Raw genomic sequence first — 12,338 nt, forward strand, 5'->3', positions numbered from 1 at the left:
TCAGTGATGAGAAATATGATTGAGCCACTCCAAGCGTGGTGGACTTCAATAAGTCAAAGAGAGCAACGACTAGTGATTGGTTGCTCAATTCTATTGGTGGTCGGTGTCGTTTATTGGGGGCTAATCCAGCCACTCAGTCAGCGAGCTGAACTTGCGCAGACCCGTATTCAAAGTGAGAAGCAACTGCTGACTTGGGTAACCAATAAAGCCAACGAAGTGGTGGAGCTGCGAGGAAGTGGTGGGATTGTTGCTAGCCAACCTTTAAACCAATCTGTGCCAGCTTCTATGCGTCGCTTTAATATCGAGCTAATACGCGTGCAACCACGTGGCGAAATGTTGCAAGTGTGGGTAAAACCTGTGCCTTTTAATAAGTTCGTTGACTGGCTAACATACCTGAAAGAAAAACAGGGTGTGGAGGTTGAGTTTATGGACATTGATCGCTCCGATAACCCAGGGGTTATTGAGGTCAACCGACTACAGTTTAAACGAGGTTAATGTGAAACGCGGTTTATCTTTGAAGTTAGGTTTACTTTTTGGCGGCATCTTTATTGTCTTTTTCTCGGTTAGTCTGTTGCTGCATCTACCGGCCTCTTTTGTACTCAAACATGCACCGGCTGTGCGTGGCTTGAATATTGAAGGTGTTGAAGGAACGGTTTGGCAGGGCAGCGCCAATAATATCGCCTGGCAGCGTGTTAATTACGGTTCAGTACAGTGGGACTTTCAGTTCTCTAAACTCTTCCAAGCCAAAGCTGAATTAGCGGTTCGTTTTGGTCGTAATAGCGACATGAACTTGTCAGGAAAAGGGCGTGTTGGGTACAGCATGAGTGGTGCGTATGCGGAAAACTTAGTCGCATCAATGCCCGCTGCTAACGTGATGAAATATGCTCCAGCCATTCCAGTCCCGGTTTCAATTGGTGGAAAGGTTGAGCTGACGATCAAGCATGCGGTTCATGCTCAACCTTGGTGTCAGTCTGGTGAAGGTACTGTGGCTTGGTCTGGTGCTGCAGTCGATTCACCTGTTGGTTCATTAGACCTTGGTCCTGTGATTGCGGACATAACCTGTGAAGACAGTACAATTGCAGCCAAAGGCGTTCAGAAGAGCACTCAAGTAGACAGTGAGTTCTCAGCGAGTCTAACATCTAACCAGCGCTACACATCTGCAGCGTGGTTTAAACCGGGTGTTGAATTCCCGCCAACGATGCAAAATCAGCTTAAATGGTTGGGTAATCCTGATAGCCAAGGTAAGTACCAGTTTACTTATCAAGGTCGTTTTTAGCTAAACGGCTAAGGGTCACTAAATTACGAGATATAAAAAACGGGCACCTCACTGAGGTGCCCGTTTTGTTTGTTCTGAGAATCTAGAGGATATCTGACAGTTAAAGGGAGCAAACTCGCCTAGTCTTTGCCTTGCAAAATTTCTACCCACGGTAAATCTGCATCACCGAGTACAATGAAGTTCGGGTTTTCTAGCGTTTCTCTTTCATTGTACGAAAGCGGTTCTAGTTGAGTACTTAAGATACGTCCGCCAGCTTCTTCAACAATGCACTGCGTTGCGGCGGTATCCCACTCTCCGGTTGGTCCAAGGCGCAGATAACAATCCACAGCGCCTTCTGCGACTAAACAGGCCTTAAGCGCTGCTGAGCCTAGAGGAACCAAATCATAATTCCATGCTGAGCTCATACGGCTAGTGATGCGATTGATGTCCTGGCGACGGCTGATCGCCATGGCGATTGACTGGTTTGGCAGCTCGTGACGATGCGTTTTGATTTTCACGCTGTCATTAAGGTCTGGGATCTTCCAAGCGCCTTTGCCACTGTAAGCGTAATAGCTCACACCTGAAACGGGTGCGTATACCACGCCCATCACTGGCTTGTTATGCTCGATTAGGGCGATAATTGTCGCGAAATCACCACTTCGTGCGATGAACTCCTGGGTGCCGTCCAGTGGGTCAACTAACCAGTAGCGATCCCATTGAGAGCGTTGCTCTAGGCTGATGTCGGCGTCTTCTTCGGATAATACGGGAATATCAGGCGTCAATTCACTGAGTTTTTTTAATATCAGCTTATGTGCTGCAAGATCGGCACTGGTTACTGGAGTGTCATCACTCTTAATGAACTCTTCGTAATCCTTTTTCTCGTAGATCTCTAAGATGAGTTGACCAGCAGAGCGAGCAATCTCAATGACAGAGGGTAGGAGGTGAGACAAATCTTTTGTTATTGGCATAAATGTTCTCTTACTCTTAGAGCGAGCCTGAATGTTCTAGTTATTGTTTAATACACGAAGGCTTAAAAGCAGGGCTGTAATACTCCGAGCCTCACAGAAATCGAGATGTGTTAACAGTTCTTCGGCTTGAGCAAGTGGCCAGCGCACAATATCGAGAGGCTCTGGCTCATCACCTTCTAGCTTTTCTGGGTAGAGGTCTTCTGCAATAAACAGCGTCATTTTGCTAGAGAAGTAAGAGGGTGCAAGGATCACTTCCTTCAGCGGAGTAAGCTTGTTGGCACCGAAGCCTATCTCTTCTTTGAGTTCGCGAACGGCGGCTTCGTTTGGCTGCTCACCTGGATCAATCAGCCCTTTTGGAAAGCCAAGTTCGTAGCGTTCAGTTCCCGCTGCATATTCACGTACTAATAGAATATCGCCTTGCTCAGTAATAGGTACCATCATCACTGCGTTGCGGCCGCTGGGCTTCATGCGTTCGTAAGTGCGCTCTTCGCCGTTTGAAAAGCGTAAGTCGAGAGACTCGATAGAGAATAGTCTTGATTGAGCGACAGTTTGTTTAGCCAAAATCTCTGGCTTGGTCCTTTTCGTCATTGCGCTCGCTCCTTAGCTCATTGGAATTCTTTCTTATAAAGTCATTCTAATATAGGGGAAATGACCTTGAGTTCCTAGATCCGAGTTTTCATATCCGAAAATTATTGAAGCAGGAATCGATTACGATCACTTGAATACCTTACTCAAGATGGTAACGAGGTGAAAATATGGTTGTATAGCAAAAGAGTATAGAGAGAACGCGATAGTCCTAACTTGCTTATCCACATAACAAAAAAGGTTGATGCTTGCGCATCAACCTTTCAAATAACAACTAACACTAAATCAGTGATTAGTAGTAAGAGTGCTCACCACGATCGTGCTCAGTTGCATCACGAACAGCAGTCAGTTCACCTTCAAACTGTTGAAGAAGTTCTTTCTCGATGCCTTCTTTTAGCGTTACATCAACCATAGAACAACCGTTACAACCACCACCGAATGCTACAATAGCTGCGCCGTCTTCAGTGATTTCTACCAAGCTAACGTGACCGCCGTGACCAGCAAGTTGTGGGTTAACTTGTGTTTGAATTGCGTATTCAACACGTTCTAGAAGTGGTGCATCGTCTGCGACTTTACGCATCTTAGCGTTTGGTGCTTTAAGCGTTAGCTGAGAGCCCATTTTGTCAGTAACGAAGTCAATTTCAGCTTCATCTAGGAACGGTAGGCTTAGCTCATCTACGTATGCAGAGAAAGCTTCGAATTTAAGCTCTGTGTCAGACGCTTCGATAGCATCTGTTGGGCAGTAAGAAACACCACACTCAGCGTTTTGTGTGCCTGGGTTTACCACGAACACACGAATGTTTGTACCTTCAGGCTGCTGTGACAGCAGATTGGCAAAGTGAGTTTGAGCTGTTTCTGTAATAGTAATATTTGACACGACGAATACCTGAGTAGATTTGTAGGTTATTAGCGCCATTCTACTCCTGTCAGATTTGTAATTCAGCCCTTTTTTGTTGGATTGCTGTACAAGTAGTGATTCACAGCTTTTATCCAGAGGGCTCAGGAGTGCGGCAGATGCAGTAAATATCAATCCTTTTAACGTCCACTTCAAGTAGTAATTGGCATAATTGATACACAGTACTGCCGGTGGTTACAACATCATCAATTATCGCGACGTGAGAGGGGATAGTTCCTTGAACGTCTTGTTTTCGCAGCGCAAAAGCGCTCTTTAGATTGTGTAATCGTACGGATTTAGTCAGCCCCTGCTGGGAAGCCGTTGAGCGAATTCGACGAAAGAGCACATCACTTTCAACGCCAAGCTCTTGAGCCGTGTAGTCGGCTAGCAGCTTACTTTGATTAAAGCCGCGATGAGTATATCGACGCCAATGCAGCGGCACGCTGGTGATCAGCGGAGCAGGATATTCGATACGTGATGCCAATAGCTTAGATAGATCACGTGCAAACCAAAACTTATCAGCGTACTTCATTTGCTGAATGTAACCTGCTGTAGGGAAGGTGTAATCGCCGACACAGTAGAGGCGATGCCAAGGTGGAGGTTGAGATAAGCACTGTCCGCACTGCTCTACTGTGAGCAGTGTTTTTAAACCACATCGTTGGCAGCGTGGTACTGGCTGAAAGAGTTTGAGACAAGAATTGCACCATCGAGGATGTGTATCACTGGGCAGTTTATCAAGTTTGCACAGGTGGCATTGAGGTGTGACCAGACGTGGTGTGTGTTTTTGTAGCCAATCGGATAACATAGCTCGTGATGCTTTTGGGTTATGGTGTTCCTTTTGCTCACCATACTGAAAAGCGCGGATTATCGCTGATGGAAAAAGTAGGGAATATTGAGAATGAGTGACGCGTTATATTGGCATGTTTCTGGGCAAGGGCCTGATTTAGTACTGGTTCACGGCTGGGGAATGAACGGTGCGGTATGGCAACAAACCGTTAATGCATTACAAGCTGATTTTCGAGTGCATGTTGTCGATTTACCAGGGTATGGACACAGCGCGCACTGCCACGCTCAAGATCTTGAAGAGATTGCTCAGCAGCTTTTGGCCGAAGCACCAAAGCAAGCGATTTGGGTGGGTTGGTCACTTGGAGGCTTGGTCGCAACGCACATGGCTCTCCATCACTCAGATTACGTGAGCAAGCTGGTGACTGTCGCCAGTTCTCCCAAATTCGCCGCTGCAAAAGAGCCCGTGTTATGGCGAGGCATTCAGCCCAACGTATTAAGCGCATTCACCGAGCAACTGGTTGAAGATTTCCAAACCACCATCGAACGCTTTATGGCATTGCAAGCCATGGGCAGCCCTTCAGCAAGGCAAGATGTAAAACAACTCAAGCAAGCGGTGCTGTCTCGCCCGTTGCCGAACCCTGACTCATTATTGGCAGGATTAAAGATGCTGTCGGATGTCGATCTGCGTGAACAACTGCCTGAGATTTCAGTACCAATGCTACGCTTGTATGGTCGATTAGATGGATTGGTGCCAATCAAGGTTGCGAAAGACTTAGGCACAGCCTTGCCTCATACCGAGCAATACATATTTACCCAGTCTTCGCATGCACCGTTTATGACCGAAGCGGATGCCTTTTGCAGTGAGCTTGTCAGCTTCGCACAAAAATAATTGCTAAATATATATCCGGCTTGGTCGATATATAAGCTAATACCAATCACAGTAAGTAAGTGTTCAAAAATAGCGTAGGTAAAAGGCTTGAGAACAAGGCAGCTTTTTTTTGACAAGTAGTTTCGATAAGTAGTTATTCTACAATCAAAAAATCTAACGCCGTTATCGAGCATTTTAACAAGCTAGGATGATCAGTTATTTACTACGATTGGTATAACACCAACGTGTTGCATGATACTCAGACCTAACTCTCTCCAGAGCTGATTGCGCTAAGTTGGGCTATGCCTGTTGTGCGTTCTCGGTACAACAGTGTTATGGCAATATTGATGGGCGATTCTTGAGGAGAGTTCGCGATGATTGTGTCACCTGCAACTGCAGTGAGTGTGCCACTAATCGCCCCGTCCGTTAATGTGCAAACAGAGCAAGTTGCGCGTGATAATAGAGTCCGAGAACCTATTGCTCCCGCAGTAGCATTGGCGAGAACCAATGCAGAGCGTAAGGTAAAATCAGACGATAAACGAAGGCAGCAGTCGGCTTGGGATCCTTCAGACCATCCAGGTTATGAAATGGAGAACGAGTCAGAGGCCAATTCGGTTAGCCAAGAAGAGCCACAAGACCCTTTTGATCGGCTGTTCAGCTTATTGGCACTGAAAACATACAGTGCTGATCAAGGCAAAGGTTATACCATGCGTTTCCGCCTGCCAAAGCATGTTTTAGATGCGGCGATTCAGGAAGGACAGATGGAGAAACGACGTAAGGTCATAAAGTATCATTATGGTCATGCTGTTGCGCCTCATGCTCCATCAGAGATGTTGGTGGTCTTATAAATCAAAAGTTTACGAGTCAACCAAGCTTCGATGTCTTTTTTGAACACATAATAAAAAAACCTGCATACCCTAAGGGATGCAGGTTTTCTGTTTTAAGCACATCAGCTTTTTAGATGAGCTAATGGATTACTTTTTCGCTTTAGCAAAAGCGGCAGCGAATGCTCCACCCATTGCAGCGTTTTGTTGCGGCTCTTCGCGACGGCGTTGTCCGCCTTGTGAATTTTGATTCGGGCGGTTTTGCGTGCGAGGTGCGCTTGAACGTTGAGCACGGTTGTCTTGTCCCGGCTCGTCCTTCATACGCATGCTTAGTGCAATACGTTTACGCTGAACATCCACTTCCATCACCTTCACTTTCACGATGTCGCCCGCTTTAACCACTTCACGTGGGTCAGAGACAAAGCGATCGGTGAGCGCTGAAATATGCACTAAGCCATCTTGGTGAACACCAATATCAACGAAGGCACCAAAGTTAGCTACGTTTGAAACCACACCTTCTAAGATCATGCCGGGTTCTAAGTCAGACATGCTATTTACGCCATCGGCGAAGGTTGCAGTCTTAAATTCAGGGCGAGGGTCACGGCCCGGTTTATCGAGCTCTTTGATGATGTCGCTGACCGTTGGTACACCGAAGTTCTCATTGGTGTAATCGATGGCGTGTAAGCCACGTAAGAAGTCTGTGTTACCCACCAGAGATTTGATGTCTTTGTGGTTTTTCTCAGCGATGCTTTTCACTACTGGGTAAGCTTCTGGGTGAACCGATGATGCATCCAGTGGGTTTTTGCCATCCATAATGCGTAGGAAGCCGGCACACTGTTCAAAGGCTTTTGGACCTAAACGAGCCACTTTCTTCAACGTAGTGCGCGCTTCAAAACGACCATTCTCGTCACGGAAATCCACGATGTTCTGAGCAATGGTGCTAGACAGACCAGCAACACGAGTCAGTAGCGCGGCAGATGCGGTATTCACATCAACACCAACTGCGTTTACACAGTCTTCGACAATCGCATCTAGGCGCTTAGCAAGCATGGTTTGGCTCACATCGTGTTGGTATTGGCCCACACCGATCGATTTAGGGTCAATCTTCACTAGCTCTGCCAGTGGATCTTGCAGACGACGAGCAATAGACACCGCACCACGAATTGATACATCCATGTTCGGGAACTCTTTTGCAGCTAGTTCAGACGCGGAATACACCGATGCGCCCGCTTCGCTAACAATGATCTTTTGCGCTTTTAGGTTGCCGCGTTTAATTACGTCAGCCACAAAGCTGTCGGTTTCGCGTGAAGCCGTACCGTTACCAATCGCAATCAAATCAACATTGAATTGACGAACCATCTGCTCAACCACGTGTGCCGATTTGTCGTATTGCTTTTGAGGTGGGTGAGGGTAAATAGTTTCTGTTGCCAAAACCTTACCGGTTGAATCCACGACAGCGATTTTCGAACCGGTACGTAAACCTGGGTCCAAGCCTAAGGTTGCTCGAGGACCAGCTGGCGCTGCCATGAGTAGGTCTTTTAGGTTGGTTGCGAATACTTCAATCGCTTCGATCTCTGCACGCTCTTTCATTGCGCCCATCAATTCAGTTTCCATGTGCATAGAAACCTTGATGCGCCATGCCCAGCTAATCACTTGCTTACGCCAAGCATCCGCAGGAGCACTGCTCAGAGTAATGCCGTAGTGATCAGAGATAATGTTCTCACAGTAAGAACCACGTACACCTTCTTCTTGCTCAGGATCGGCATTCATCGCCAGTGTTAGGAAGCCTTCATTGCGGCCACGCAGCATGGCAAGTGCACGGTGAGACGGCACTTTGCTGAGTGTTTCGTTGTGCTCGAAGTAGTCTTTGAACTTCTCGCCTTCTTGCTCTTTACCTGTCACTACACGAGCGACTAGCTCTGAGTTGCGTGTTAGGTGTTGGCGAATCTTTTCTAGTAGGTTTGCGTCTTCCGCAATGCGTTCCATGATGATCGCACGAGCACCATCGAGAGCAGCTTTGGTATCGGCAATGCCTTTATCGTTGCTGATGAAGTTCGCCGCTTCCGTTTCTGGATCGTGCTGTGGTTCATTCCACAGTGTGTCGGCAAGTGGTTCTAAGCCCGATTCAATCGCGATCTGGCCTTTAGTACGGCGCTTTGGTTTGTATGGCAGGTATAAATCTTCTAGGCGAGTCTTGCTGTCTGCTTGAGTGATATCACGCTCGAGTTCTGGCGTGAGTCTTCCTTGGTCTTGAATCGACTTAAGAATTGTTTGGCGACGATCGTCTAGCTCGCGAAGGTATGAAAGGCGGCTATCAAGGTTACGTAGTTGGGTATCGTCTAAGCCACCCGTAACTTCTTTACGGTAGCGGGCAATAAAGGGAACGGTGTTACCGTCGTCAATTAGGTTTACTGCGGCAGTGACTTGCTCAGAACGGACATTCAGTTCTTCAGCAATCAGTCGACAGATAGCTTGGCTCATCCGATGAATCTCTTATTTAATATCATGACAAATATATGGGGGTGAGCGTACGCTTTTTCTAGCTTTGGCTGTGTAATTATCCTGTCAGAAGTCGAATTTCCGTTTCTGATACCCGCTTTGTGCGAGATCTCTTACAAGTGATGTGAGACTAAGTCGCTTTAGACCGATGAAATCGTCTTGATGTTACACTAAGTAGCTGATTTTATTTGATTGTGTGTTTGTGGGCGTATTTCTCACCTGAAATGTTTTTTAAGACTATCTAGGAAACCCGGCCATTTGCCGTAATATTTAACTTGTCGACAGGGAGTTGGCAGGAACAGGAAAAAGCCTAATGGACTAGGTATCTTCAGGATGAAGATTTGATTACTTAGGATGAGTGGTCAGCAAGGAAGTGATAATCTCTGGATGAGATTCGCCAGTCAGGATGACAGGCTAGAATGGACACCGCTAGGATGGCGATGAACAAAAAGGAAATTGGTTAAAGGATTTAGCCACTATCAAGGAAAGATGCAGGGAGCACCTTATCTCGAAGAGATAAACAGTAGCCGGATTGCTGCGATAGAGACTTAACCCCGCTAGGCGAAAGCCTGGCGGGGTTTTCTTTTATCTGGAGTTTGGGTTTGCTGAACACTCAGTTTATCGCTAAGTGTTTATTAAGTTTGGTTATTCGTTGTCTGCGTAGCGAATCGAGTTAATGAACCACTCTTTGTCGCCTTCCGGTGTTTTTACCGTAAACTCGTCATCTACTTCTTTCTTGAGCAGAGCTCTAGCCATTGGTGAGTCGATAGAGATATAGCCTTTAGCATCGCCGTAGATCTCTTCTGGGCCGACAATTCGAAACTTCTTAATTTCCCCATCATCATTCTCAATTTCGACCCAAGCACCGAAAAATACCTTACCTTCTTGTTGTGGCGAGTAATCAACGATCGTGACATCAGGTAGGAACTTTCTTAAAAAACGCACTCGGCGATCGATCTGACGAAGTAGACGCTTATTGAAGGTGTAATCTGCGTTTTCTGAGCGATCTCCAAGGCTTGCCGCCCAAGTGACTATCTTAGTAATTTCAGGGCGTTTCTCGTGCCATAAGTGGTCATGTTCTGCTTTGAGCTTGTTATAACCTTCTCGAGTAATAAGTTTGGTTTTCATAAATCTGACTTAATGAAATGATGATCTAAGATAGAATATATAGAAAGGCAACATACGTTAACAATTATTTAGGCGACTTTTTCTCCAATAATGTTACATTTTTAATGTCTTATACCAATATACAATTTACCAAGAATGCTTAACCTTAGGTTTAAGCTTTAATAGGTGGAACCATTACATGCAAGAAAACTACAAAATTTTAGTGGTCGATGACGATGCTCGTTTACGTGCACTGTTAGAGCGCTATCTGTCAGAGCAGGGCTTTCAAGTGCGTAGCGTGGCAAACAGTGAGCAGATGGACCGCCTGTTAACCCGTGAAAATTTTCACTTGATGGTATTGGATTTAATGTTGCCGGGCGAAGATGGTCTATCGATCTGTCGTCGTCTACGAAACGCAAACAACTCGCTACCAATCCTGATGCTTACTGCAAAGGGTGATGAAGTGGATCGCATTGTGGGCTTGGAAGTGGGTGCTGATGATTACCTGCCAAAACCATTTAATCCACGTGAACTGCTTGCTCGTATTAAAGCTGTACTGCGTCGCCAAGTCATTGAAGCACCGGGTGCACCAAGCACAGAAGAGTCTGTGGTTGAGTTTGGTGAGTTCCGCTTGAACTTAGGTACTCGCGAAATGTTCCGCGGTGAAGAGCCAATGCCGCTTACTTCGGGTGAATTTGCGGTTCTTAAGTCCTTGGTAACGAATGCTCGTGAGCCAATGTCTCGCGATAAGCTGATGAACATGGCTCGTGGCCGTGAGTATTCAGCAATGGAACGCTCTATCGATGTTCAGATTTCACGTCTGCGTCGTCTAGTTGAAGAAGATCCAAGCAAACCTCGCTACATCCAAACGGTGTGGGGCTTGGGTTATGTATTCGTTCCAGATGGCAAAGCTGTGTAATTCAGCTTAATAAGCTCTACAGTAGCTTTATCGATTCTGTGAATCTTACGGGTCATCTCATTAATATGCGATGGCCCGTTTTCTATTCAGCACAATGGTTTAGAGTTATAGTCATATAACACTTTCTTTATCTTTCTACATCTCGGGTACCCCATGCGTATACGTAGCTCCTTTACTCAGTCGATAGTGCTTTTCTTAACGCTATTGGTCGCTAGCCAAATTTTTTCTTATTACGCGGTGTTTAACTATGCGTTGATGCCAAGTTTGCAGCAGTTTAATAAGATTTTGGCTCACGAGCTAAACCTGGTATTGGACCAAGGCAGTGATATCGAGATCGATGCGCCATTGCGTCAGCGTGTGCTTGAACAGCTCGGGGTAACCGTTCACGCCAAGGACAGCGAAGCGGCGGGTGAGTATTACCATGCGGTCGCAATCGACCTGATGAGTGAGGAGATGACCAAGGAGCTGGGTTCTGAAACTGAAGTGCGGCTGATCTTGGGTAAAGAGAGCTATGTGCTTTGGATGGACATTGCGCAGTTACCCAACTCTTTAATTCGTATTCCGTTATCAGAGCTGCAAGAAGAGGATTTTGCACCACTGTTTCGTAACAGTCTGATCATGGCGCTGTTGATTGTCGCAGGTGGTTGGCTGTTTATCCGATTGCAAAACCGTCCGTTGATAGCGCTAGAGAAAGCGGCGCAAGGTGTCGGGCGAGGTGATATTCCACCGCCATTGCCAGTTCAAGGCGCACAAGAGATTCGCTCGGTAACTCGAGCCTTTAACCAGATGTCGAAAGGCATCCAAGAGCTAGAAGAAGACCGCGCCTTGTTGATGGCGGGTATCAGCCATGATTTACGTACTCCGTTAACGCGTATTCGCTTAGCAACCGAGATGATGTCGCCAGAAGACAGCTATTTGGCGGAAGGCATCATCAGTGATACCGAAGAGTGTAACGAGATCATCAGTCAGTTCATGGATTACCTAAAGCCTGTTGACAGAGACTCATTCCAAGCGGTGTTTGTCGATGATATTGCGCGAGAAGTCTCTAGCTCTGAAGGTGGCTATGAGGTCCAGATTGAAACCGATATTCCAGAAACCATGAAACCTGCGTTGGGCAACCCGATCGCAATGAAGCGTGCTGTGAGCAACTTGGTGGTGAATGCGCTGCGTTACGGTAATGGTTGGGTCAAGGTATCAACTGGTATGACGGCGGATAACAAGCTTGCTTGGGTGACGGTAGAAGATAACGGGCCGGGTATTCCACAAGACCAGATCGGAAAGCTGTTTGAACCTTTCACGCGTGGTGACACGGCTCGTGGTAGCGAAGGAACGGGCTTGGGCTTAGCAATTGTGAAACGTATCGTTAGCCAGCATCAAGGTGCTGTTGTGGTCAATAACCGCAGTGAAGGTGGCTTAAAAGCGCAGATCAGTTTCCCGGTTAAGCCCTAGTTATCATCGGTCCGTTTGATGACGATAAGTTCGGTTCGGGGAACGGTTAAGAGATCCCCGACTCGGTCATTCTTCCCTCTCCGAGGATGACGAATTGCTAACCATGGACTTTGATGATGAAAGTTTACTTTGATCGTCATTCCCTATCGTGAGGAACGAGCGAATAGGGAATCTCGCTCTTGC

At 46.6% G+C, this 12,338-nt stretch carries 12 protein-coding genes; 6 read left to right on the top strand and 6 right to left on the bottom strand.

The annotated features are described in order from the left end of the window. The first annotated feature begins 6 nt into the window (after positions 1–6). The gene (locus tag AB4558_RS03675) at positions 7–495 is read left to right on the top strand and encodes a type II secretion system protein M (RefSeq protein WP_136977377.1); all 489 of its coding nucleotides are present in this window, start codon (positions 7–9) and stop codon (positions 493–495) included. Between the two features lies 1 nt (position 496). Further along, a complete protein-coding gene (locus AB4558_RS03680) occupies positions 497–1,276 on the top strand; it encodes a type II secretion system protein N (RefSeq protein ID WP_017070118.1) in 780 nt (259 codons plus the stop codon). A gap of 119 nt (positions 1,277–1,395) precedes the next feature. On the opposite strand, the gene cysQ is transcribed toward AB4558_RS03680, so the two are convergent. The 4 genes from cysQ to AB4558_RS03700 all read right to left on the bottom strand — a co-directional run bounded on the left by cysQ (position 1,396) and on the right by AB4558_RS03700 (position 4,508). Next, positions 1,396–2,223, bottom strand: coding sequence for a 3'(2'),5'-bisphosphate nucleotidase CysQ (cysQ, locus tag AB4558_RS03685; RefSeq protein ID WP_017062477.1), 828 nt, complete (start codon positions 2,221–2,223; stop codon positions 1,396–1,398). Between the two features lie 36 nt (positions 2,224–2,259). Further along, a complete protein-coding gene (gene nudE, locus AB4558_RS03690; protein WP_017062476.1) occupies positions 2,260–2,811 on the bottom strand; it encodes an ADP compounds hydrolase NudE in 552 nt (183 codons plus the stop codon). Between the two features lie 289 nt (positions 2,812–3,100). After that, entirely contained in the window at positions 3,101–3,685 is a 585-nt protein-coding gene (gene nfuA, locus AB4558_RS03695) for a Fe-S biogenesis protein NfuA (protein WP_004741449.1), read from the bottom strand. Between the two features lie 109 nt (positions 3,686–3,794). Further along, positions 3,795–4,508 (bottom strand): ComF family protein, encoded by a 714-nt coding sequence (locus AB4558_RS03700; protein ID WP_170962350.1) that lies wholly within the window; start codon positions 4,506–4,508, stop codon positions 3,795–3,797. 93 nt (positions 4,509–4,601) lie between these two features. Here AB4558_RS03700 and bioH point away from each other — a divergent pair, with 93 nt between their 5' ends. Together bioH and AB4558_RS03710 are read left to right on the top strand one after the other, a co-directional pair. Next, complete coding sequence (gene bioH, locus AB4558_RS03705; RefSeq protein ID WP_017063077.1) at positions 4,602–5,378, top strand: pimeloyl-ACP methyl ester esterase BioH; 777 nt, start codon at positions 4,602–4,604, stop codon at positions 5,376–5,378. A 353-nt stretch (positions 5,379–5,731) separates the two neighbouring features. After that, positions 5,732–6,205 carry a hypothetical protein gene (locus AB4558_RS03710; protein ID WP_017066129.1) on the top strand — a complete coding sequence of 158 codons (474 nt, stop codon included), beginning with the start codon at positions 5,732–5,734 and terminating at the stop codon, positions 6,203–6,205. A 126-nt stretch (positions 6,206–6,331) separates the two neighbouring features. Here the strand turns inward: AB4558_RS03710 and AB4558_RS03715 are convergent, their stop codons facing one another. Beyond that, positions 6,332–8,662, bottom strand: coding sequence for a Tex family protein (locus AB4558_RS03715; protein WP_372158040.1), 2,331 nt, complete (start codon positions 8,660–8,662; stop codon positions 6,332–6,334). Positions 8,663–9,325: 663 nt separating this feature from the next. Continuing rightward, on the bottom strand, positions 9,326–9,808 hold the full coding sequence (gene greB, locus AB4558_RS03720; protein WP_017062470.1) for a transcription elongation factor GreB: 483 nt from the start codon (positions 9,806–9,808) through the stop codon (positions 9,326–9,328). A 178-nt stretch (positions 9,809–9,986) separates the two neighbouring features. Here greB and ompR point away from each other — a divergent pair, with 178 nt between their 5' ends. Both ompR and envZ read left to right on the top strand, forming a co-directional pair. Beyond that, positions 9,987–10,706 carry a two-component system response regulator OmpR gene (ompR, locus tag AB4558_RS03725; protein WP_008218409.1) on the top strand — a complete coding sequence of 240 codons (720 nt, stop codon included), beginning with the start codon at positions 9,987–9,989 and terminating at the stop codon, positions 10,704–10,706. Between the two features lie 153 nt (positions 10,707–10,859). Further along, the gene (gene envZ, locus AB4558_RS03730; RefSeq protein WP_017062469.1) at positions 10,860–12,155 is read left to right on the top strand and encodes a two-component system sensor histidine kinase EnvZ; all 1,296 of its coding nucleotides are present in this window, start codon (positions 10,860–10,862) and stop codon (positions 12,153–12,155) included. Positions 12,156–12,338: the final 183 nt, after the last annotated feature.

Source organism: Vibrio sp. 10N.222.51.C5 (genome assembly GCF_041474575.1).
GTDB classification, from domain to species: Bacteria; Pseudomonadota; Gammaproteobacteria; order Enterobacterales; family Vibrionaceae; genus Vibrio; species Vibrio crassostreae_C.